The organism is Nocardioides rubriscoriae (genome assembly GCF_008087085.1).
GTDB classification, from domain to species: domain Bacteria; phylum Actinomycetota; class Actinomycetes; order Propionibacteriales; family Nocardioidaceae; genus Nocardioides; species Nocardioides rubriscoriae.
Genome location: NZ_VIYJ01000011.1, coordinates 176,576 through 197,971, shown reverse-complemented (window position 1 = coordinate 197,971; position 21,396 = coordinate 176,576). Strand labels below are relative to the sequence as shown.

Sequence of the window (21,396 nt, the reverse complement as noted above, 5' to 3'; positions counted from 1 at the left end):
GTGCCCCGCGACCGACTCCACATCCATCAGATCCCGCTGGCGATCAGCCTCACCCTGCACAACCACATGATTTCAGCCCAACCCCGACGAGTCGCTCAGGCGCGCCCTTTGTTCAGCAGGCTCCTAGCCGGGCTCACCGCGCTGCCCGAGCTGCCCCAGCCGCTGGCCGACTTCGCCGGCCTCGTCGGCGCGAGGGCCGCCACGCCGTACCAACGGGCCTTGGCGATCGAGGCGCTCGTGCGCGACGAGTACACCCTGTCGCCGACCGCGATCTCGGGCTCGGCGCTGTGGCGCCTCGACCAGTTCCTGCTGGGCGGGCCCGACCAGCCCGGCGGCGGGGTCGGCACCTCCGAGCAGTTCGCCAGCGCGTTCGCGCTCCTGGCCCGCTACAACGGGCTGCCGACCCGGGTCGTGGTCGGCTTCCGGCCCGGCGAGCAGCAGCCCGACGGCACCCGCGTCGTCCGTGGCAAGGACGCGTTCGCCTGGGCCGAGGTCTACTTCCGCGACCTCGGGTGGGTGCCGTTCTCCCCCACCCCCGACGACGACACCTTCACCCGGCCCCGCCCGATCGAGGCGACCGCGCCGCAGCTGCCCGAGGAGGCCGCCACCGGCGCGCCCACGCCGGTCCCGCCGCCCTCCGCGACCCCCGACCCCGAGCCCGACGGGCCCGGCGGGCCTGACGACGCGGCCGGCCCGGTCGCCGCCGACCCGTGGCGTGGCCCGGCCGCGCCGGTGCTGCTCGGCAGCCTGCTCGGGCTCGCGGTGGTCCTGCTCGTCTCGCTGCGCGCCGGCCGCCGCGTGCGTCACCTGCGCCGTGGGGCGCCCGGCGCCTGGGCCGAGGTCGTCGACGCGATGCACCTCTCGGGCCTGCGCCCGGGCCGCCACCAGCCGGCCGACGTGGTGGCCGCCGACCTCGACGCCCGGCTCGGCACCCGTGCCGCCGACCTCGCCGCGCGGGCCGAGCTCGCCGCGTTCGGGCCGTCGTCGGGCACGGTGGCCGGGAGCGGGGCCGACCTGCGGCCGCTGCTGCGCGACGTACGCCGTCGGGTGCGGCGCGAGACGCCGCTGTGGCGGCGCTGGTGGTGGTGGCTGGACCCGCGGGTCCTGCGCCGCTAGACCGTCAGCGGTCGGGGGTCACTGGGTGAAGCCGAACGGCGTGACCTTGCCGCAGCGCCCGGTCCGGTCGCTGATGCCGTACTGGCCGGTGGGCAGCTTGACCAGCAGGTAGAAGCAGGCCCGGCCCGACGGCAGGCGCGGGTTGATCTCGACCGACTCGACGGTGCGGCCCGACCCCGGGGGGTAGCGCACGATGACGCGTCCCGCCTTGAGGTCGTTGGTCACCATGATCAGCCGGAACTCGCCCTCGCCGTCGGAGGGGTCGGTCCAGCTCGCCTTCAGCGTGGTGCCGTCGTAGGCGAAGGACCGCAGCACGACGGCGAGGTCGGGACGCGGGCGACCGGTGAGGACGTCGTCGGTCGGCGGCACGGCGACCGCGCTGCTGGGCGCGACGCTCTCGGCGACCCGGGTGGGCTCGTCGTCGTTGCCGCGCAGGACCGCGCCCAGGACGCCGACGGCGAGCCCGACGACCAGGGCGACCACCCCGAGGACCAACGGGAGACGCCGGCGGGCGGGCGGCTCGTCGTCGGCGACGACGGGCGCCCCGGGAACGACCGGTGGTTCCCCGGTCGCGTCGGTCGCGTCGGGCAGCCCGGTGCCGGTGGGCGCGGCGTCGTAGGCGCTGACCGCGTGGGAGACCGCCGAGAGCGCGACGCGGACCGGCTCCGGGGCGGGTGGGGCTGCGGGGGTGGGGGTCGGGGTGCGCGTCGCTGTCACTGTCGAGGGGGTCGACGGGGTGATCGACGAGGTCGGCGGCGGGGCCTTGGTCGGCGTCGGTGCCGCCGCGCCGGGCTCCCAGGCCGAGGCGCGCAGCCCGTGCAACGCGTCGCGCAGCTCGGCGGCCGAGGACCACCGGCCGGCGACGTCCTTGCTCAGGCAGCGCGTGATCACCGGGGCCAGCCGCTCGGCGCCGGGCACCTCGAGGCGACGGTGGGGCTCGGTGCGGGCCCGGCGCAGGTAGGCCAGGGCCGAGTCGTCGTCGGGGTCGTCGCCGGCGAACGGGGGCCGGCCGTCGAGCAGCGTGAAGAGCGTCGACCCGAGCGACCACACGTCGTCGGCCGCGGTCGGCGGGTGCCCGTCGAGGATCTGCGGCGCGGCGTGGCGGTAGGTGAAGGTCTCGGCCGACGACGTGTGCTCGGCGTCGACGAGGCGGGCGATGCCGAAGTCGGCCAGCACCCACGACGTCGGCAGCACCAGCACGTTCTGCGGCTTGACGTCGCGGTGGAGCACCCCGCGCTCGTGGGCGAACGACAGCGCGTCGGCGAGCACCTCGCCGATCCGCACGACCTCCTCGGGAGGCAGCGGACCGTGCGTGCGCAACCGGTCGTGCAGAGTGCCGCCCTCGAAGAAGTCCATCACGACGGCGGGTCGTCCCGACGCGGTCGTGCCGGTGGCCAGCACGGTGACGATGTGGGGGTGCTGGCGCCCGAGCTGGACGGTGATCTCGATCTCGCGGGCGAAGCGGGCCGCGCGGGCCGGGTCACGACCGGTGTCGATGCTGAGGACCTTGAGGGCGACCTCGCGCCCCAGCGCCACCTCACGGGCCCGGTAGACCACCGAGTCGCCGCCCCGACCGATCTCGACCAGGTCGGTGTAGCCGTCGAGGTGCTCGACCGGGGCGGGGACCGGCGGGGCTGCCGGCGGGCGCCACGCAGCGTCGTCCGTGCTTCCCGAGCCCATGACCTCAGCCTATCCGGGCCACCACTCAGCCGACCCGTCGCGTTTACGCGACGGGTCGGCGTGGATCCTGGTCGACCCGTCGCGTAGACGCGACGGGTCGGCGTGGGGTCAGGCGTCGTCGTCCGACTCGGCGGGCTCGATGGCCTCAGAGTCGGTGACCTCGGAGTCGGCGGACTCGTCGGCCTCGGGCTCGTCCTCCCCGATGGTGCCGTCGGGGCGGAGGTTCTTGAGCTCGACGGGGTTGCCGGAGGCGTCGCTCACCACGGCCGACTCGACGACCAGGGCCAGCGCCTTGCCGCGCAGGATCTCCTGCACCAGGTCGGGGATGTGGTTGTGCTCGAACATGTGGTTGGCGAACTCCTGCGGGTCCTGCCCGGACTGCTGGGCACGGCGCACGAGGTGCTGGGAGAGCTCGGCCTGGTCGATGCCGAACTCCTCCTTCTTGGCGATCTCGTCGAGGAGGAACTGAGCAGCGACGGCGTCGCGGACCCGGCGCTCGAGGTCGGCCTCGAACTCCTCGACGGTCTGGCCCTCGTCCTCGAGGTACTTGTCCATGGTGATGCCGGCCATCGCGAGCTGCTGCTCGACGTTCTGGCGGCGCGCGTTGAGCTCGTCGGTGACCATGCTCTCGGGCAGCGGGATCTCGACCTTCTCCAGCAGGGCCTCGAGCACCGCGTCGCGGGCCTCGGCGGCCTGCTCGAGGCGTTTGCCACGGCCCAGGCGCTCGCGCACGTCGGCGGTGAGCTCCTCGACGGTGTCGAACTCGGAGGCCATCTGGGCGAACTCGTCGTCGATCTCGGGCAGCTCCTGCTCCTGCACCTGGGTGATCTTGACGCTGACCTCGACCTTCTCGCCGACCAGGTCGCCCCCGACCAGCTCGGTCTCGAACGTCTTGTCCTCGCCGGCCGCCAGGCCGACGAGCGCCTCGTCGAGGCCGTCGATCATGCCGCCGCGACCCACGCGGTAGGACATGCCGCTGACCTCGGCGCCGTCGACGACCTCGCCGTCCTTGGTCGCACGCAGGTCGAGCACGACGAAGTCGCCGTCCGCGGCGGGCCGCTCGACGTCGTTGAGGGTGGCGAAGCGCTCACGCAGCGCCTCGACCTGCTCGTCGACGTCGGCGTCGGTGACCTCGGCGTCGGGGACCGACGCGGTCAGGCCGGCGTAGTCGGGGACCACGATCTCGGGCTTGACGTCGACCTCGGCGGTGAAGCCGAAGCCCTCGTCGTCGGCGATCTCGAGGCCCTCGATCTCGGGCTGGGCCAGCGGGACGAGGTCGTTGGCCTCGAGCGCCTCGACGTACTTCTTGGGAAGCGTCTCGTTGATGGCCTGCTCGAGGACCGCGCCGCGACCGACCTGGCGGTCGATCACCATCGGCGGCACCTTGCCGCGGCGGAACCCGGGAACGTTGAGCTGCCCCGCGATCGCCTTGTAGGCGGCGTCCAGGCTCGGCTTGAGCTCCTCGAAAGGCACCTCGACGGTGAGCTTGACCCTCGTGGGGCTCAAGGTCTCGACGGCGCTCTTCACAGGTGGTCTCCTTCAGGCTGGTGCGATCCGGTCGGATCGTGGTGGGTCGATGAGGCTGTCGGGGCGACAGGACTCGAACCTGCGATCTCCTGCTCCCAAAGCAGGCGCGCTAGCCACTACGCTACGCCCCGCCAAGTCGGGCCATCGGACCCGCTTGGAGCGGATGACGGGAATCGAACCCGCGTAATCAGTTTGGAAGACTGAGGCTCTACCATTGAGCTACATCCGCGCAGACAGGAACGGCGTCCCCGTCGACCTCAGGATTCTTCCACAGGCCCGGGTGGACCGGCCAAACGGCATTCCGCGGCGGGACCGGCCGGCGTCGGCCGACACCGCCTCAGGCGCGGTGCACCACGAGGACGGCGCGGTCGTCGTGCTTGGAGCCGACCTCGGAGGCGAGCCGTTCGGCAGCCCCGACGAAGCTGCCGCGCAGCAGCGACTCCGCCTCACCGAGCATGCGGTCGATGCCCAGGTCGATGTCGCGCCGGGGCTCCTCGACCATGCCGTCGGTGTAGAGCAGGACCGCGTCGCCGGCGCCCAGCCGACCGCGCTCGACCCCGAAGTCGGCACCGGCGACGAGCCCGAGGACCGGGCCGTCGGTGCGCAGCACCGCCCAGCGGCCGCTGCCGGCGGCACGGTGCACGGCCGGCGGGTGGCCGGCGGTGCGGACCTCGAAGTCACCGGTGGTGAGGTCGAGCCACAGGTGGACAGCGGTGGCGAACCCCTCGTCCCAGTCCTGGCGCAGCAGGTAGTCGTTGGCGGCGGGCAGGAACCCGTCGGCCGGCAGAGCGCCGAGCAGACCGCCGAACGCCCCCGACAGCAGCAGCGCGCGGGTGCCGGCCTCCTCGCCCTTGCCTGACACGTCGACGACGACGATCTGCACGCTGCGCCGGTCGGGCGCCTGGGCGCTGACGATGAAGTCACCGGCGAAGGCGGTGCCCCCGGCCGAGTGCAGGGCCGACTCGACCACCCAGCCCTCGGGCAGACGGGGCAGGGTCGACTGCTGCAGGATCCGGTCGCGCAGGTCGACGAACATGGTCTCGCCGCGCAGCCCGGCGACGCCGAGGCGGGTACGGCGAAAGCTCGTTACGAGCACCACGAGCGCGACGATGAACTGCACCGCGGCGGCACCGACGATCCGCGCGTTGACCGACTCCTGCTGGCTGAAGCAGTAGGTCAGCAAGGACATGTCGAGGACGACGAACCACGGCAACGTGCGCGGGCCGAGCAGGATGCTGCCGAGCACGAGGGGCACCGTCAGGCTGGAGAACGGCGTCTGCTCCGGGAAGTAGGAGACCAGCACGGTGACGGTCAGCGAGAACAGCACCAGACCGGCGGCCATCCGGTTCTCGAGCGTCCCTCCCTTGCGCCGCGCGCGCGTCCAGGCCCTGCGCAGCGCGACGCCACGGGCAGGGCTGGACGCCGGCGACGTCACGGTGGTCATCGTGGGGCTGCCTTCTGGCTCAGGGAGGGGCGGGTGCGGTCGGGCGTCACCCTACGGCGCGAGAGCGGAACACGGGCTGACAACGCGAGCACCAGAAGAGATTGCGTCCCTCCAGCACGGCGGTGCTCACCTTGCGCCCGCACACGAGGCAGGGCTGGCCGGTGCGGCGGTAGACGTAGACCTCGCCGCCGTGGTCGTCCTTGCGGGGCTCACGGCCCATCGCCTCCGGGGTGTGCTCGGGCCGGACGGTGTCGATCCGGCCGGTCAGCACGCCCTCGGCCATCAGCAAGACCAGGTCGTCCCAGATGGCCCGCCACGTCGCGGGCCGCAAGGTGTTGCCGGGTCGCAGCGGGTGCAGCCTGTGCCGGAACAGCACCTCGGCGCGGTAGACGTTGCCGACCCCGGCGAGCACCCCCTGGTCCATCAGCAGGGCGCCGATCGGCTTGCGGCTGCGCGTGATGCGTGCCCAGGCCCGGTCGGGCTCCGCGTCGGCGCGCAGCGGGTCGGGCCCGGACCGCGCGACGACCGCGTCGCGGTGCTCGCGCGTGACCAGGGCGCAGGTGATCGCGCCGCGCAGGTCGGCGTACGCGTCGGGGCGCGCCAGGCGCAGCCGGACCTGACCCACCGGGGGCGGGACGGCGTCGACGCCGGTGCGCACGTCGAAGGTGCCGATGAGACCGAGGTGGACGTGCACGAACCGGCCCTCGTCGTGGTCGCCGTCGAAGCCGATGAACACGTGCTTGCCCCAGGCCTCGGCCTCGTCGAGGACCGTCCCGTCGAGCAGCGCCGCCTCGTCGGCGAAGCGGCCCTGCGGGCTGCTCACCGCGACCGCGCTGCCGCCGAAGGCGGAGGTGAGGTCGCGCGCGAGCCGGTGGAGGGTGTGACCTTCAGGCATCGGGGTTCTGCGGCACCAGGGCCGACTCGGGCAGCGGCGGCAGGCCACCGCCGGTCTCGTACGTCGACAGCTGGCCGATACGACGCACGTGGCGCTCGTCGCCGCTGAACGGCGTGGCCAGGAAGACCTCGACGAAGCGGGTCATCTCGTCGACGGTGTGCATCCGGCCACCGACCGAGACGACGTTGGCGTCGTTGTGCTCGCGGGCCAGCGCCGCCGTCTGCTCCGACCAGACCAGCGCCGAACGCACGCCCGACACCTTGTTGGCGGCCATCTGCTCGCCGTTGCCGGACCCGCCGATCACCACGCCGAGGCTGTCGAGGCCCTCGGCCCGCTCGCGGGCCACCGCCTCGGCGGCTCGCAGGCAGAAGACGGGGTAGTCGTCGAGGGCGTCGTGGACGAAGGGACCGTGGTCGACCGGTTCGTAGCCGTGAGCCGTGAGCCACCCGGCCAGGTGGTCCTTGAGCTCGAGGCCCGCGTGGTCGCTGCCGAGGTGGACGCGCATGGGGTCGAGTCTGGCAGAACCGTCGCGCCGGCCCGGCGCCGCTCCTTAGGGTGACCCTGTGCTCCTGCCCGCGCCCCGGCCCTCGTCGCGCAGCCGGTTCGTCACCGCGCTCACGGTGCTCGCCGCCGTCGCGACCCTGACGGCCGGGTGCACGGGTGGCCCCGCGAACCGACCGACCTCCCCCTCCGCCGGCGCCACCCCACCCGGCGGGGCCGACATCACCGACGCGGACTTCGACGCGGTCGCCCGGCTGCTGCGCGTGCGGGGCCAGGGCCCTGCTGCACGGTGACCGGCGCCGCTTCGTGGCCACGATCGACCCCGGCAACGCCGGGCTGCTGCGGACGCAGACGGCGTTCTTCGACAACATGCGACGGCTCCCGCTGACGAAGTTCTACTACGGGATGTCCCGCACGGGCCTGGCGCCGACCGAGGTCGCAGGCGACGACCCAGAGCTGCGTCCCCAGGTCCTCGAGCACGTCCAGCTGCGCCGGGCCATGGTGCGACCGGTCAGCACCGAGGTGGCGATGACCTTCGTGCGGCGTGAGGGGCGCTGGCTGCTGGGGGCCGAGGTGCTCGAGAAGTCCACCGTGCCCCGGGCCAGGCCGTGGTACGGCGTCCCGGTCGACGTCGCCACGCGCGGCGACCTCGTGGTCCTGACCGACCGCGGAGCGCAGGTGGGCGCGCGCGAGCTCCTCGACCGGACCCGCACCGCCCTCGAGGAGGTCACCGACGTGCTCGACCTGCCCGGCGCCCAGCCGCTGCTGGTCGACGCCACGAGCAACGGGCTGCCCGCCAAGGTCAACCAGTCCGACGAGGACGCCGGCGCCTACTCCATAGGTCTGTACGCCACCAGCCGCGACGGCAAGCAGGACCGCGGCAAGGCAGGCGAGCTGATCAGGGCCAACCCCGACGACGTCACCCAGCTGGTCGAGGGCCCCACGACCCTGCGCCACGAGCTGACGCACTTCGTGCTCGACGGCTTCGGCGACACCAACCCCCAGTGGGTCACCGAGGGCATCGCCCAGTACGTCGGCCTCTACCCGGGACTGCTGGCCCGCGCTCGCGTGACCGACCCCACCCTGCGGGCCAGGCTCGCCGACCGCCCGGTCGAGCTGACCGCGCCCGGCCTGTGGGGCAGCGACCCGTTCCTGGACTACCTCACGGCAGAGGCCTTCGCCGAGCACCTGGTCACCCGGTTCGGTACCGCCAAGTATCTGGAGATGATGCGGCTCTTCCGTCGCATCGCCGTGCAGCGCAACCTGTTGCTCGGCCAGGGCGTGGTCGACGAGGTCCTCGAGCGGGTCTACGGCGTGAGTGCCGAGTCGGTCGCCCGAGCCGGGTTCGACCTGGTCGAGCAGCTGAGTGGGCCCGCCTAGCGCGACCGCAGGAAGGCCGCCACCGACACCATCAGCGGCTCGGCCGCGGCGTAGACCCGGTCGTGGCGCCAGAACCCGTGGGGCTGGCCCAGCCACCGGGTCGCGACCACCTCGACGCCGGCCGCAGCGACGCGCGCCGCGAGCAGCTCGCCCTCGTCGCGGGCCGGGTCGTGCTCGGCGGTGGCGACGTAGGTCGGGGGCAGGGTGGCGAGCCGGTCGGAGCCGAGCGGTGCGAGGTCGGGGTCGGTGAGGTCGGGGTGGTCGCCTGCGTACTGGCGCCAGTACCAGGCGACGTCGGCGGCGCTGAGGCCCGCGCCCTCGGTGCGGTGCGAGGGGGCGGCGGCCGCCGGGTCGAGGAACGGGTAGACGAGCGCGAGGGCGGCGAAGCGGCCGGGGTGGCGCAGCGCGGCGACGAGGGCGAGCTGGGCGCCCGCGCTGTCGCCGTGGGCGTACGCCGGCCCGTGGGCCGCCGCGTCGGCACCGGCCGGGCTGTCGAGCCAGGCCACCACGGCGTCGAGGTCGCGCACCGCCGCCGGGTAGGGGTGCTCGGGCGCGAGGCGGTAGTCGACCGAGAGCACCGCTCTGCCGACCCGGTTGGCGAGACGCCGCGCCGGCACGTCGTGCACGGCGACGTCGTTCATCACGAAGCCACCGCCGTGGGCGTGCACCACGATCCCGGGTGCGGCGTCGACGGGGCGGTAGAGCCGGCACGGCACTCCCCCGTCAGCCCCGTCAGCCCCGTCAGCCCCGTCGAGCCCGTCGACCACGAGGTCGACGACCTCGGCCACCTCCTCGCGGGGCAGCCGGGAGGCAGCCTCGCGCGCCGCCGCCCGGGCCGCCGGGACGTCGTAGCCCTCGGTGTGGAGGGGGGTGTCACCGGCCGCCGCGTCGATGGCCGCCTGCGCGTCGGGGTAGAGCACGGCTCGCCCCCTCAGCGCTGCATGAGCGCGTCGAGGCCGACCGCGATGGCCGCGGCGACGCGGAAGTCGACGGCGGCGTGCGGGACCGTGACGGTGTACTTGTCGCGCACGCTGGACTGCCGCTCGACCTGGAGGAGCGTGCCCTGCGGGGAGGTGAAGTCGAAGTGGATCGGCAGGAACGGGATGTCGGTGAAGCGGCGGATGAGGGCGACGGCCTGGCTGCGTTCCTGGCCGACCCCCTGGTAGCCCGGGCCCTCGAGGTGGAAGGTGGAGCGGAGCAGCGACTTGCCGAAGTCCTTGCGGAAGAAGCCGAGCGCCTGGCCGCGCTCGTCGAGGACGTCGTAGCCGGCGTTGAGGTCGAGCTTCTTGCGGGCCTTGAAGCTGAAGACCGCCCGCGACTTCGACTCGTCGCTGTAGAAGGTGACCTCCTCCTTGAACGCCAGCCGCTTCTGCTGGGCCACGGCCATCAGCTGGCCGAAGGACCCGTCGGGGTTGGCGGCCCAGACCTCGTAGCGGTTGGTCGTCATCGCGAACTTCTGCTTGACGAAGAAGGCGGGCAGGTAGATCTCACCGGTCATGGCGGTGAACCTATCCGCCTGCACCACGGGTGCTAGCGCGACTCGATCGCGAGTCGCGCACCGAGCGCCGCGAACGTCGCCGCATAGGTCCGACGCAGGCGGACCACCAGCTGCGGTCGGGAGAGCACCCGGTCGCGCACGCCCGCCGCACCGATGCCGTAGGTCGCGAACACGACGAAGGTCATCGCCATGAAGACCCCGCTCAGCAGGAGCATCCGGGGCAGCGCGCCGGGGGTGCCGGCGGGCACGAACTGCGGGAGGAAGGCGAAGAAGAAGATCGTCAGCTTGGGGTTGAGCAGGTTGAGGGTGATGCCCTCGGTCAGCACCTTGCGCCGGCTGACCGGCCCCCGGTCGTCGTCGACGCCCAGCGCCCCGGTGTCGCGCCACGTCGCCCACGCCATCCAGAACAGGTAGGCCACGCCGGCGTACTTGACGACCGCGAAGGCGACGCCGCTGGCGTGCAGCAGCGCGGCGAGGCCGGTCACGGCGGCGACCAGGTGCGGGATCGTGCCGAGGGTGCAGGCGAAGGCCGCGAGCACGCTGGTCCGTGCCCCGCGGGTCAGGCCCGCGGCGAGGGTGTAGAGCGCCCCGGTTCCGGGGGTCGCCACGATCACGAGACTGGTGAGCAGGAACGTGAGGCTCATGACCGCACCGTACGCCGCCCGAACCGCGCCAGCAGGTGCCAGACGCACTTGACCGTCTGCGGGTCGTGACGTCCCGACCGGGCCGCGCCACCGACGGTGGCCGGCACGAGCACGTCCCCCGTCGACCTGGCCAGCGACCGGGCCAGCGCGAGGGGCTCGGGGCCGCGGTAGTCCTCGGGCAGGTCGCAGGTGTGGACCTCGAAGCCCGGGTGCCACTCCACGGCGCAGCCCAGGCGCTCGGCGGCCTCGTGCACCGGGCCGTCGCGGAAGCAGGGGTCGAGCACGACCGCCTCGACGTCGTCGGCGACGACGACTCCTCCGTGAGCGTGGGCCTCGACGTAGTCGTCGAGGTCGTCGAAGCCGGACCGGTCGGCCAGCGCGCAGAGGTGGTCGAGCACCTCGGGCCCACCGTGGTGCTCGGGCTCGAGGAACGAGTCGGGGAAGCAGAAGGTGGCGCGCTGCACCACGTGGGGCCGCAGCCGCACGTGGGCCGACCCGAAGCGGATCGCCCCGCCGTAGGGGTCGGCCCGGCGGTTCCAGGCGCCGTAGACCGGGCGCTCGGACGCCGGCCGGTCGTCGTACCGTCCGCCGAACAGGCGGCTCTCCCACCGCCACCGGTCACCGCCCGCGTGGGCGGTCAGCCCGCCGTTGGAGGTGCCCGTCTCGAACTGCGAGCGGTAGACCCCGTCGCGCGCGATGCTCTCGATCACCAGTCCGTCACCGAACGGCCAGTCCGGGTGGAGCTGGAGGGTGAGGCTCACTCGCCCGCGAGGCGGGCCAGCTCCTCGTCGACGACGGCCACGTCGAGCTTGGTGAAGACCGGGGTGGGCTTGTCGACGGGGGTGCCGACCACCAGCGGCCGGCGCTGCCAGGCGGGCACGCCGGTGTAGTCGCCGGTGATGATCGGGTAGCCCGGTCCACCGTCGAGGTCGTCGACCTCGTCGATGCGCGGCATCGGCGCGAGGTCGCCGCTGCCGCCGAAGGTCGCGTCGACCGCGTTGGCCGAGAACGGCAGGAAGGGCGACAGCACCAGGTTGAGGTCGCTGACGCACTGGGCGATGACGTGCAGGACGGTGGCGAGCCGCTCACGCTGGTCGTCGCCCTTGAGCTTCCACGGCTCGGAGTCGGAGACGTACTTGTTGACCTCGGCGACGGCGCGCATGGCCTCGCCGATCGCCTGCTTCTGCCGGTGTCGGGCGATCAGGTCGCCCACGACGGCGAAGGACTGCTCGCACAGGGCGAGCACGCGCTCGTCGTCGTCGGTGAGCACACCGGCGGCGGGGATCTCGCCGAAGTTCTTGGCGATCAGCGTGGCCGTGCGGTTGACCAGGTTGCCCCAGCCGGCGACCAGCTCGTCGTTGGTACGGCGGACGAACTCGGCCCAGGTGAAGTCGGAGTCCTGGGCCTCGGGGCCGGCCGAGGCCACGAAGTAGCGGAAGGCGTCGGGCTGGTAGCGGCTGAGCAGGTCGCGCACGTAGATGACGACCTTTTTCGAGGAGGAGAACTTCTTGCCCTCCATCGTCAGGAACTCGCTCGAGACCACCTCGGTGGGCAGGTTGAGCCGCCCCAGCGCGTGGGCCTCGCCCCCGCGGGAGCCCTGGCCGTTGTAGGCCAGGAGCTCGGCCGGCCAGATCTGGCTGTGGAAGGTGATGTTGTCCTTGCCCATGAAGTAGTAGGAGAGGGCCTCGGGGTCGTTCCACCACTGCCGCCAGGCCTCGGGGTCGCCCGTGCGGCGCGCCCACTCGACCGAGGCCGAGAGGTAGCCGACGACCGCGTCGAACCACACGTAGAGCTTCTTGGTCGGGTTGTCGCGCCAGCCGTCGAGCGGGACCGCGATGCCCCAGTCGATGTCGCGGGTCATCGCGCGCGGCCGGATCTCCTTGAGGATGTTCTGGCTGAAGCGGATGACGTTGGGCCGCCACGTGCCGGAGGCCTCGCGCTCGTCGAGCCACTCCCGCAGGGCGTCGGCCAGGGCCGGCAGGTCGAGCAGGATGTGCTGGGTCTCGACGAACTCGGGCGTCTCGCCGTTGATCTTGGACACCGGGCCGATCAGGTCGGCCGGGTCGAGCTGGTTGCCGCAGTTGTCGCACTGGTCGCCGCGAGCACCGCTCGCACCGCAGATCGGGCAGGTGCCCTCGATGTAGCGGTCGGGCAGGGTGCGCCCGGTCGACGGCGAGATCGCGCCCTTGGTCGTCTGCTCGACGAAGTAGCCGTTGTCCCAGACGCCGGTGAAGAGCTCCTGGACGACGGCGTGGTGGTTGCGCGTGGTCGTGCGGGTGTAGAGGTCGTAGGTGCAGCCCAGGGACACGAGGTCCTCGGCGATGACGCGGTGGTTGCGGTCGGCGAGCTCCTGCGGCGAGAGGCCGGCCTCGTCGGCGGCGATCAGGATCGGGGTGCCGTGCTCGTCGGACCCCGAGACCATGAGCACGTCGTGTCCGGCCATCCGGGAGTACCGGCTGAAGACGTCGGAGGGCACACCGAAACCGGCGACGTGGCCGATGTGGCGCGGGCCGTTGGCGTAGGGCCAGGCGACGGCAGACAGGACGTGGGTCATGAGGCCAGGCTAGTGAGGCGGCGCCACCGCTTTCCGCGCGGGGACGCGCAGGGGCCCACCACCCGGTGCGGCCGCCTCGAGCACCTCGACCTCGTCGCCGACCCGGATCGTGACGCCGGGGGTGTCGGGCACGAGGTTGACGCCGAACCAGGTGGCGCCGTCGAACCTGCGCAGACGGGCGAGCGAGGCGATCGGCTCCTTCTCGAGGACCGCGGAGTCGGGGTCGATCGTGGTGAGCACGCAGCGGGCGCAGCCCTTGACCGCGCGGAACGTCGCGTCGCCGATGCGCAGCACGCGCCAGTCGTCCTCGGACCAGGCCGGCAGACCGCGCACGACGACGTTGGGGCGGAAGCGCGCCATCGGCAGCGGCTCGCGCCCGGTCGGCGCGGCCGCGAGCACCTCGTCGTTGAGCGCCGCCAGCGACTCCTCGCTCGCCACCAGGAGGGGGTAGCCGTCGGCGGTCGAGACCCGGTCGTCGGGGTCGCCGAACCCGCCCTCGAAGGACGCGCTGGTCCGCCGCCGCGTCGGGTCGTCGAGGTGCACCAGCCGTACGTCGACCCCGAGCGCCGCGCTGAACCACCCGTCGGCCTCGGGCCCGGCCGGCGCCGCGGTGAACGTCGACGAGAACACCGCGACCGGCACCTGGGGGCCCGGGTCGGGGGTGGCGACCTCGAGCGGCGCGTCGACCCCGGGCGCGCTGACCCGCAGCCCGCTCGCGGTGATCTCGGGCCGCACGAGCACCAGGCGGTTGACCTCGCGCGCGGTGACGGCCCGGCCCGCCGCGTCGACGAGCATCCAGCGCCGGTCGCCCGCGAGCCCCTGCGGCTCGACGACGGCCTCCTGAAGGGCCTCGCCGCGACACGACTTGACGGGGTAGCGGTGGATCGCGGTGAGGGTGGCCGGCACCCGCCGAGCCTAACGACGCGCGGCGACCAGGGCGGCCGCGCGGCGGCGTACGGCGGGGAGGCGGTCGTAGAGCAGCTCACCGGGGCAGGCGGTCTCGTTGGTGTCGCGGTGCCCGTCGATGGCGGGCAGGGTGACCTTGCGACCGAGGGCGAAGCGGTCGGAGCCGTGCGACCACACCCGCACGCGGCCGGCGGGGTCTCGGCCGTAGCGGTGGAGCTTCCAGGCAGCCAGGCGGGCGAGGGCACCGATGACCTTGCGGCCGGGGCGCGTCGTCTCGAAGCTCCCGATCACGGCGACGCCGGTCGAGGTGCTGTTGAACCCGAGCGTGTGGGCCCCCTGCACGGCCTTCTTGGCGCCGCCGGCGCGCCCGACCCAGGTGCGACCGAAGCGGTCGACCAGGAAGTTGTAGCCGATGTCGGACCAGCCCAGGTTGGCCGTGTGGTAGCGGTAGATGCCGCGCAGCAGCCCGGGCACGTCGCCGGGGGCGTAGTCGTTGCTGTTGACGGTGTGGTGCACGTGCACCTGCTGGATCGTGCGGTTGTACGACGGCCGCCCGTCGCGCCACGACGGGTCGGCGCCCCACGACGCGCGGCTGCCCAGCCGCGGCTTGAGCCGGCCGGCGCGGGCCCGCGCGGTGGCCGGGTCGGGCAACCGCGCGGCCGCCTGGTCGCTCGGCGTACCGGTCGGGTCGAGCAGGACCAGCGTCAGGTCGTCGGGCCGGGCGCCGGAGAGGTCGACGCGCACGGCGTCGGCCTCACCGACCCACGCGAGGTCGGTGCCGGTCACCGGGCTCTGGTCGGGGCTCTCCTGCGAACCGTCGCGCAGGACGTCGAGACGCTGCCAGGCCGACCAGCGGCCGTCGGAGCGCGTGCTGACCCGGACCACCCGCGGCGCGCCGCGCCAGGTGAGGCCGACCATCGCGAACGGCTCCGCCTCGACGGTCTGCTCGGTGGCGGCCAGCCTCACCTCGGCGGCGCGCAGCCCGGGGCCGGCGTCGTCCAGGCGCGCGGTCGGGTGACCGTCGCGCCCGGGACGATCAGGACGATCGGCGGCGTACCCGGCGGGGCTGGGCGCGAGCAGACCCGCACCGACCACGGCCGCGACCAGCGCGACCGCCCGGCGTTCCCATGACCTCTCCGAGCGCAGCATCACGCTCGATCATGGTTCACATCCGTCACATCAGCAACACCCGCGGGTCTCAGCCGAAGTCGAGGTCCCCGGTCCGGGAGCGCTTGAGCTCGTAGAAGTAGGGCACCTTGGCGACGGCGACGCAGCCGTCCCACAGGTTGCCGGCGTCCTCGCCGCGCGGGATCGCGGAGAGCACCGGCCCGAAGAACGCGGCCCCCTCGAAGGCGATGGTGGGGGTGCCGACGTCGTCGCCGACCTGGTCCATCCCGAGGTGGTGGCTCTTCGCGACGGCGTCGTCGAGCGAGCTGTCGTCCATGGCCTCGACCAGCTCGGGCTCGAGACCGGCCTCGGCGAGCGACTCCTCGATGATGGCGCGGCCGCGGTCGGCCTGGTCCTTCAGGGCGCGACCGTCGTGGTGGATGCGGGTGCCCATCGCGGTGTAGAGCGGCAGCAGGACGTCCTTGCCGTGCTTCTGCTCGGCGGCGATGCAGACCCGGACCGGGCCCCACGCGGGCTCGAGGATCGCCTTGTACTCCTCGGGCAGGTCGCGGTCCTTGTTGAGGTAGGCCAGCGACATCACGTGCCAGGTCACGTTGATGTCGCGGACCTGCTCGACCTCGAGGATCCACCGCGAGGTGATCCAGGCGAACGGGCACAGCGGGTCGAACCAGAAGTCGGCGTTGGTCTTGTCGGTGGCGGTCATGTCTGGATCAAACCACCGGACGCCAGCGGCATTCCCGCGGCCGACGGGTCAGCGCCGCCTCAGGGCTTGACGACGACCTGCGCCGTGGCCCGGCCCGGCTCGACGACCCCGTCGCCGGCGTACACCACGATGACCGTGCGCGGGCCCTTCCCCAGGCCCGTGAGGATCATCTCGGCGACGCCGTCGACGAGGGTGCCGCGCACGACGTGCTGGCCCACGCGGGCCCAGACGGTGCCGCTCGGCGAGGGGGCGCCGGGGGCGGTGACCCGCACCCGGGCGACCGCGCCGCGCTTGCGTCCGCCGGCCCGCAGCACGACCGTCGACGGCGTGGTGACCACCCCGAAGTCGGCCGAGCGGGTCAGCCCGACGTAGTGGTCGCGCGAGACCGTCGCCTGCACGGTGATCCGGCGACCGACGTCGGCGGCACCCAGCGGGTACGTCGACCCGGTGACCTCCGGGACCTCGACCCCGTCGCGGAACCACGCGTACGTCGCGGTCGCGTCGGCCGGCGACCAGGTGCCGGGGGTGAAGACGAGCTCGGAGCCGTGGCGGGCGGTGCCCGAGGCCCGGAACGGTTCCTGGAGCTCGACGACCCCGGACACGACCGGGCCGACGCCGGGCGAGGCGTTGGAGACGGTGGTGTAGCCGCGGCGCTTGGTGACCTCGACGACCGAGATGGTCTTGTCGAGCAGGTCGCGCGTCAGGGTCAGGGTCCGGCCGTTGAGGGCGGCACCGAGCCACACGCCGTCGGCGCGCCAGCGGTAGCTGGTCGTCTCCGGCTCCGGTGCCCACTGCCCGGGCACCGCGGTCAGCACCTGGCCGACGATCGGGTCGCCGGTGGCCGCGGGCTTGGCGACCCGGGCCATCGAGCCGGCGGCGACCGGCGCGGAGGCCTCGGACGTCGCGGTCGCGGTGGTGTAGCCCTCGCGGGTGGCGGTGGTGCTCAACGAGATGGTCTTGCCCAGGTCGGCGGCGACCGGCGTGTAGGAGATGGTCGTGGCGCCGGGCACGGGCACCCCGCCGACCAGCCACTGCAGGGTCTGCGGCGAGCCGCCCGGGCTGAAGATGCCGTAGTAGCCGCGCAGCGGCACGCCGACCTGCGGGGTCCCGTCGATGTGCGGCACCGCGGTGTTGACCAGGGCCGGTGTCTGCTTGTCGACGAAGTGGATGAACCCGCTGGGCCAGCCGGGGCCGTTCTTGTAGATCGTGCGCCAGTGGAAGTCACCGGACCAGGAGTCCTCGGAGATGACGATCTCGGTGGGCGACACGACGCGCTCGACGTAGGCGACGTGGCCGCTGGACCCGGCCCCCGCGACCCCGGCGCGCCACCACGCGACGGCGCCGACGGCCGGGGTGGTGTCGGTGATGTCGGCCATCTCGACGCCCCAGTTGGTCGCGTTGCCCGAGCCGCTCCACGGCCGCTCGTTGGGCATGCCGTGCTTGACCATGCGGTAGGCCACGTAGTTGGTGCAGTTGTGGCCGCCGTACATCCGCCAGTACATCGTCTGGCTGTGCGAGGCGTAGCCCGCGTGGCTGTAGCCCGCGTTGCTGCAGGCGGTGTAGCCGGTGCACAGGTAGGTCGACGTGGCGTCGGAGGGCGGGGCGGCCGCAGGCACGGCCACGAGGGTCGCGGCCGCCAGGGAGGCGACCAGCGAGCGGCTCAGCAACCGTCGCGGGCGCGTCTGGACGGGGCTCTTGGGGGGAGGCACGGGGTCCACTGTCAAGCACATCCGTGGCGTTTCGCAACACTAAGCACATAACTCACTTCGGCCCCAGAGTCACGCACCTTGAATGACAGGCGTGTCGTTTCGACCCCTCTCCCCCGCACCCACGCGGACGACCCCGAGCGGGCGGGGACGGCCAGACGGTTGGGTGCGAGGATGCCTGGCATGCCCGGAACCAACCTGACCAGGGCCGAGGCCGCCACCCGCGCCGCCCTCCTGGACGTCACGTCGTACTCCATCGACCTGGACCTCACGACGGCCGTAGACCCGACCACCACGACCTTCGGGTCGACCACCACGCTCGCCTTCACGTGCCGCGAGCCCGGCGCCTCGACGTGGGCCGACCTCGTCGACGCGACGGTCCACGAGATCAGGCTCAACGGCGTGTCGCTCGATCCGGCGACGTACGTCGACAGCCGGATCCCGCTGCCCGACCTGCGGGCCGACAACGTGCTCGTGGTGCGGGCCGACTGCACCTACTCCCACAGCGGCGAGGGCCTGCACCGCTTCGTCGACCCCGTCGACGACCGGGTCTACCTCTACTCGCAGTTCGAGGTGCCCGACGCCCGCCGCGTGTTCACGACCTTCGAGCAGCCCGACCTCAAGGGCGTGTTCGACTTCCGCGTGACCGCCCCCGACCACTGGGTCGTCGTGTCCAACGCCCCGACGCCCGAGCCCGAGAAGCAGGGCGACGGCACGGCCGTGTGGACCTTCCCGACGACCAAGCGCATGTCGACCTACGTCACCGCGGTCGTCGCGGGCGAGTACCACGGCGTCTTCGACACCTACCGGGGCAAGTTCGGCGAGATCCCCCTCGGCCACTACTGCCGGCAGTCGCTGGTCGAGCACCTCGACCGCGACGAGCTGGTCAAGATCACCTCGCAGAGCTTCGCGTTCTTCGAGGACAAGTTCGACATGGCCTACCCGTTCGAGAAGTACGACCAGCTCTACGTGCCCGAGTACAACATGGGCGCGATGGAGAACGCCGGCTGCGTGACCCTGCGCGACGAGTACCTCCCCCGCTCGCGCCAGCCGCGCTCGTTCTACGAGTTCCGCTGCTCGGTGATCACCCACGAGATGGCCCACATGTGGTTCGGCGACCTGGTGACCATGCGGTGGTGGGACGACCTGTGGCTCAACGAGTCCTTCGCCGAGTGGGCCTGCTACTGGGCCGAGGCCGAGGCCACCGAGTTCACCGACGCGTGGACCGGCTTCGCCAACGCCCGCAAGCAGACCGGCTACCGCGCCGACCAGCTGCCGAGCACCCACCCGATCGCCGCCGACAACCACGACCTCGAGGCCGTCGAGGTCAACTTCGACATGATCACCTACGCCAAGGGCGCCTCGGTGCTCAAGCAGCTGGTGGCGTGGGTCGGTCTCGAGCCCTTCGTGGCCGGCATCCGCCAGTACTTCACCGACCACGCCTACGGCAACACCGAGTTCGCCGACCTCCTCGCCGCGCTCGAGCGCGCCTCGGGTCGCGAGCTGGCGTCGTGGGCCGAGGAGTGGCTGCAGACCGCGGGCGTCAACACGCTGCGCCCCGAGTTCGAGCTCGACGACGACGGCGCCTACACCCGTCTCACGGTCCACCAGTCGGCGCACCCCGACCAGCCGACGTTGCGCCGCCACCGCCTCGGCATCGGCCTGTACGACGAGGTCGACGGTCGCCTCGTGCGCCGCGACTACCTCGAGGTCGACGTCGAGGGCGAGACGACCGAGATCAAGCAGGCCGTCGGCCAGCGTCAGCCCGATCTGCTGCTGCTCAACGACGGCGACCTGGCCTACGCCAAGATCCGCCTCGACGAGCGCTCGCTCGCGACCGCGATCAGCGGGCTGTCACGCCTCGACGACTCGCTGGCCCGCGCCCTGGTGTGGGGCGCGACGTGGGACATGACCCGCGACGCCGAGATGGCCGCCACCGACTTCGTCGAGCTGGTGCTGCGCAACATCGGCTCCGAGACCGACTCGTGGGGCATCTCCCGCATCCCGATGTCGGCGGCCCAGGCCGTCAGCTCCTTCTCCGACCCCGCGGGCCGTCCGGCCCTGCGGGCGCGCTGGCAGCAGGGGCTGCGCGAGCTCATCGACGCGGCCGAGCCGGGCAGCGACTCGCAGCTGACGTTCGTGCGCTCGTACGCCGGCGCGGCGCGCAGCGACCAGGCGATCGCCGACCTCGAGGGCCTCCTCGACGGCTCGCTCGTGCTCGAGGGCCTCGACGTCGACACCGACCTGCGCTGGGCGCTGCTGACCGGCCTGTGCGCCGCCGGCCGCGCCGACGAGGCCCGGATCGACGCGATGCTCGAGACCGACAACACCATCAGCGGCAAGGAGAACGCCGCCGCCGCGCGCGCCGCTTTGCCCTCAGCCGAGGCCAAGGAGGCCGCCTGGGCCGCCGCGCTCGACCCGAGCACGCCCAACGAGACCGCGCGCAGCATCGTGACCCGCTTCCAGGTCTCCGACCAGCAGGAGCTGCTCGCGCCCTACGTCGAGCGCTACCTCGACGCCGTCGGCACCGTCTGGGAGCGCCTGGGCGCCCACAAGGCCGCGGTCGCCCTGCAGGGCCTCTTCCCGCACCCGCAGGCCTCGGCCGAGCTTCTGGCCCGCCTCGACGCGTGGCTCGAGACCGCCGACGCCAACCCGGGGGCCCTGCGCTACGTCCGCGAGGGCCGGGCCGAGGTCGCCCGCGCGCTGGCCGCGCAGGCCAAGGACGCCCACAACGCCTGAACCGACCTCCTCGGCCACCACGGTGGTCGAGGAGGTCGCCTGCGACCGTCTCGAGACCCCACGACCGCAGCGAGGTGGTCGACTCGACCTGCAGCTGCGGCGAGTGGTCTCGTCACGGTTGCTAGCGCAACCTCCTCGACCGACGTGGACTGACGGGGTGCTCAGCCGGCGTGCAGGGTGTTCTGGGGCCTGGCGTGCTCGGCGAGCTGCTGGATGCCGCGACGCAGGCCACCGACGAGGTCGCCGTCGCGGAAGGACGCGACCATCGTCGCCACGGCCAGCTCGGCACGGGCGTCGTCGAGGCTGCGGCGTACGGCGGCACCGGTGACGACCTCGACGGCGTGGGCGGTCGGGTCGACCATCACGAGGATGCTGCGGTCGGGCGCGACCAGGGAGCGGTGCAGGCCGACCGCGAAGGTGCGGCTGTCGCCCTGGGACTGGCCGACGAAGACCGAGAACTCGGCGCGGCAGAGCTGCTCGGCCTTGCGGATGGTCAGGTCGAGCGAGGCCCGGTCGGCGGCGCTGAGGTACTCACCAGCGGGCACTTGCCCCACCGTCCGTCTCCAGAGCCGGGGCCTCGGACGCGCCGGCCGGGCTGGCCGGGCTGAGGGCGATCTCGCCCGCCGTACGGCGTCCACCCAGCCACTGGTCCTCGGGGGCGGTCGCGCCCGGCGCGACCCGCTCGCCGCGCGCCAGGCTCGGCAGGTAGACCAGGGCCGCGATCAGCACGGCCAGGCCGAGCGGGATCCCGACGAGCACACCGAGCACGTAGAGCTTGTCGACCGGCTCCTGCGGACCCCAGCCGACCGGCACCTCGGCCGAGGCCGGGCCCGCCAGCAGGGTGGACGAGCCGAGCAGCGCGGCGGAGGCGATGCCCAGGATGGCGGCGCGGCGTACGGTGGCCTTGATCACGGTCCCAGTCACGGTCCTCATCCTATCGGCCGCCGACGTGCCCGATGACCACGGCCTGCTATG

20 protein-coding genes and 2 tRNA genes are annotated in these 21,396 nt (G+C 72.9%); 4 read left to right on the top strand and 18 right to left on the bottom strand.

The window, feature by feature from the left end:
• Positions 1-108: 108 nt before the first annotated feature.
• Complete coding sequence (locus tag FZC61_RS19880; RefSeq protein WP_170286195.1) at positions 109-1,116, top strand: transglutaminase-like domain-containing protein; 1,008 nt, start codon at positions 109-111, stop codon at positions 1,114-1,116.
• Positions 1,117-1,134: 18 nt separating this feature from the next.
• Here the strand turns inward: FZC61_RS19880 and FZC61_RS19875 are convergent, their stop codons facing one another.
• From FZC61_RS19875 to FZC61_RS19845, 7 genes are all read right to left on the bottom strand, one after another.
• Complete coding sequence (locus tag FZC61_RS19875; protein WP_148615907.1) at positions 1,135-2,796, bottom strand: serine/threonine-protein kinase; 1,662 nt, start codon at positions 2,794-2,796, stop codon at positions 1,135-1,137.
• A 108-nt stretch (positions 2,797-2,904) separates the two neighbouring features.
• The gene (gene tig / locus FZC61_RS19870) at positions 2,905-4,323 is read right to left on the bottom strand and encodes a trigger factor (RefSeq protein ID WP_148615906.1); all 1,419 of its coding nucleotides are present in this window, start codon (positions 4,321-4,323) and stop codon (positions 2,905-2,907) included.
• A 58-nt stretch (positions 4,324-4,381) separates the two neighbouring features.
• A tRNA-Pro gene (locus FZC61_RS19865) sits at positions 4,382-4,454 on the bottom strand.
• A gap of 24 nt (positions 4,455-4,478) precedes the next feature.
• Positions 4,479-4,552, bottom strand: a tRNA-Gly gene (locus FZC61_RS19860).
• 108 nt (positions 4,553-4,660) lie between these two features.
• Positions 4,661-5,767: a PP2C family protein-serine/threonine phosphatase gene (locus FZC61_RS19855; RefSeq protein ID WP_148615905.1), complete on the bottom strand. Its 1,107-nt coding sequence runs from the start codon at positions 5,765-5,767 to the stop codon at positions 4,661-4,663.
• Positions 5,768-5,813: 46 nt separating this feature from the next.
• Positions 5,814-6,662 carry an Fpg/Nei family DNA glycosylase gene (locus FZC61_RS19850; protein WP_148615904.1) on the bottom strand — a complete coding sequence of 283 codons (849 nt, stop codon included), beginning with the start codon at positions 6,660-6,662 and terminating at the stop codon, positions 5,814-5,816.
• Complete coding sequence (locus FZC61_RS19845; RefSeq protein WP_148615903.1) at positions 6,655-7,167, bottom strand: ribose-5-phosphate isomerase; 513 nt, start codon at positions 7,165-7,167, stop codon at positions 6,655-6,657. The genes FZC61_RS19850 and FZC61_RS19845 overlap by 8 nt, the downstream gene beginning before the upstream one ends.
• A gap of 58 nt (positions 7,168-7,225) precedes the next feature.
• On the opposite strand from FZC61_RS19845, the gene FZC61_RS19840 reads away from it, so the two are divergent.
• Positions 7,226-7,456, top strand: a complete 231-nt coding sequence (locus FZC61_RS19840; RefSeq protein WP_148615902.1) for a hypothetical protein — start codon at positions 7,226-7,228, stop codon at positions 7,454-7,456.
• A gap of 13 nt (positions 7,457-7,469) precedes the next feature.
• Positions 7,470-8,543 (top strand): hypothetical protein, encoded by a 1,074-nt coding sequence (locus tag FZC61_RS19835; RefSeq protein ID WP_148615901.1) that lies wholly within the window; start codon positions 7,470-7,472, stop codon positions 8,541-8,543.
• On the opposite strand, the gene FZC61_RS19830 is transcribed toward FZC61_RS19835, so the two are convergent.
• From FZC61_RS19830 to FZC61_RS19790, 9 genes are read right to left on the bottom strand one after another with little or no spacing between them, the layout of a single operon-like run.
• Complete coding sequence (locus FZC61_RS19830; RefSeq protein WP_148615900.1) at positions 8,540-9,463, bottom strand: alpha/beta hydrolase; 924 nt, start codon at positions 9,461-9,463, stop codon at positions 8,540-8,542. The two genes, FZC61_RS19835 and FZC61_RS19830, sit on opposite strands and share 4 nt — an antisense overlap.
• An 11-nt stretch (positions 9,464-9,474) precedes the next feature.
• Complete coding sequence (locus FZC61_RS19825; RefSeq protein ID WP_148615899.1) at positions 9,475-10,041, bottom strand: LURP-one-related family protein; 567 nt, start codon at positions 10,039-10,041, stop codon at positions 9,475-9,477.
• Between the two features lie 32 nt (positions 10,042-10,073).
• Positions 10,074-10,685 (bottom strand): LysE family translocator, encoded by a 612-nt coding sequence (locus FZC61_RS19820; RefSeq protein ID WP_148615898.1) that lies wholly within the window; start codon positions 10,683-10,685, stop codon positions 10,074-10,076.
• Positions 10,682-11,446: a DUF3626 domain-containing protein gene (locus tag FZC61_RS19815; protein ID WP_148615897.1), complete on the bottom strand. Its 765-nt coding sequence runs from the start codon at positions 11,444-11,446 to the stop codon at positions 10,682-10,684. Before FZC61_RS19815 ends, FZC61_RS19820 begins: the two co-directional genes overlap by 4 nt.
• Positions 11,443-13,239 (bottom strand): methionine--tRNA ligase, encoded by a 1,797-nt coding sequence (gene metG / locus FZC61_RS19810; protein ID WP_148615896.1) that lies wholly within the window; start codon positions 13,237-13,239, stop codon positions 11,443-11,445. Before metG ends, FZC61_RS19815 begins: the two co-directional genes overlap by 4 nt.
• Positions 13,240-13,248: 9 nt before the next feature.
• Positions 13,249-14,145 carry an MOSC domain-containing protein gene (locus tag FZC61_RS19805; RefSeq protein WP_148615895.1) on the bottom strand — a complete coding sequence of 299 codons (897 nt, stop codon included), beginning with the start codon at positions 14,143-14,145 and terminating at the stop codon, positions 13,249-13,251.
• Between the two features lie 9 nt (positions 14,146-14,154).
• Complete coding sequence (locus FZC61_RS19800) at positions 14,155-15,294, bottom strand: N-acetylmuramoyl-L-alanine amidase (RefSeq protein ID WP_246142814.1); 1,140 nt, start codon at positions 15,292-15,294, stop codon at positions 14,155-14,157.
• 49 nt (positions 15,295-15,343) lie between these two features.
• Positions 15,344-15,976 carry a mycothiol-dependent nitroreductase Rv2466c family protein gene (locus tag FZC61_RS19795; RefSeq protein WP_148615893.1) on the bottom strand — a complete coding sequence of 211 codons (633 nt, stop codon included), beginning with the start codon at positions 15,974-15,976 and terminating at the stop codon, positions 15,344-15,346.
• A gap of 59 nt (positions 15,977-16,035) precedes the next feature.
• The gene (locus FZC61_RS19790) at positions 16,036-17,685 is read right to left on the bottom strand and encodes a CHAP domain-containing protein (RefSeq protein ID WP_170286194.1); all 1,650 of its coding nucleotides are present in this window, start codon (positions 17,683-17,685) and stop codon (positions 16,036-16,038) included.
• 180 nt (positions 17,686-17,865) lie between these two features.
• Between FZC61_RS19790 and pepN the strand changes: the two genes are divergently transcribed.
• Positions 17,866-20,421: an aminopeptidase N gene (pepN, locus tag FZC61_RS19785; protein ID WP_148615891.1), complete on the top strand. Its 2,556-nt coding sequence runs from the start codon at positions 17,866-17,868 to the stop codon at positions 20,419-20,421.
• Positions 20,422-20,582: 161 nt separating this feature from the next.
• Here the strand turns inward: pepN and FZC61_RS19780 are convergent, their stop codons facing one another.
• Both FZC61_RS19780 and FZC61_RS19775 read right to left on the bottom strand, forming a co-directional pair.
• Positions 20,583-20,966, bottom strand: a complete 384-nt coding sequence (locus tag FZC61_RS19780) for a DUF5130 family protein (RefSeq protein ID WP_170286193.1) — start codon at positions 20,964-20,966, stop codon at positions 20,583-20,585.
• On the bottom strand, positions 20,953-21,345 hold the full coding sequence (locus FZC61_RS19775) for a hypothetical protein (protein ID WP_148615889.1): 393 nt from the start codon (positions 21,343-21,345) through the stop codon (positions 20,953-20,955). Before FZC61_RS19775 ends, FZC61_RS19780 begins: the two co-directional genes overlap by 14 nt.
• Positions 21,346-21,396: the final 51 nt, after the last annotated feature.

Coding starts and splice junctions, on each gene's coding strand:
- FZC61_RS19875 (WP_148615907.1), bottom strand. CDS start 2,796: ATGGGCTCGGGAAGCACGGACGACGCTGCGTGGCGCCCGCCGGCAGCC.
- FZC61_RS19825 (WP_148615899.1), bottom strand. CDS start 10,041: ATGACCGGTGAGATCTACCTGCCCGCCTTCTTCGTCAAGCAGAAGTTC.
- FZC61_RS19820 (WP_148615898.1), bottom strand. CDS start 10,685: ATGAGCCTCACGTTCCTGCTCACCAGTCTCGTGATCGTGGCGACCCCC.
- FZC61_RS19850 (WP_148615904.1), bottom strand. CDS start 6,662: ATGCCTGAAGGTCACACCCTCCACCGGCTCGCGCGCGACCTCACCTCC.
- metG (WP_148615896.1), bottom strand. CDS start 13,239: ATGACCCACGTCCTGTCTGCCGTCGCCTGGCCCTACGCCAACGGCCCG.
- pepN (WP_148615891.1), top strand. CDS start 17,866: ATGCCCGGAACCAACCTGACCAGGGCCGAGGCCGCCACCCGCGCCGCC.
- FZC61_RS19845 (WP_148615903.1), bottom strand. CDS start 7,167: ATGCGCGTCCACCTCGGCAGCGACCACGCGGGCCTCGAGCTCAAGGAC.
- FZC61_RS19855 (WP_148615905.1), bottom strand. CDS start 5,767: ATGACCACCGTGACGTCGCCGGCGTCCAGCCCTGCCCGTGGCGTCGCG.
- FZC61_RS19795 (WP_148615893.1), bottom strand. CDS start 15,976: ATGACCGCCACCGACAAGACCAACGCCGACTTCTGGTTCGACCCGCTG.
- FZC61_RS19800 (WP_246142814.1), bottom strand. CDS start 15,294: ATGCTGCGCTCGGAGAGGTCATGGGAACGCCGGGCGGTCGCGCTGGTC.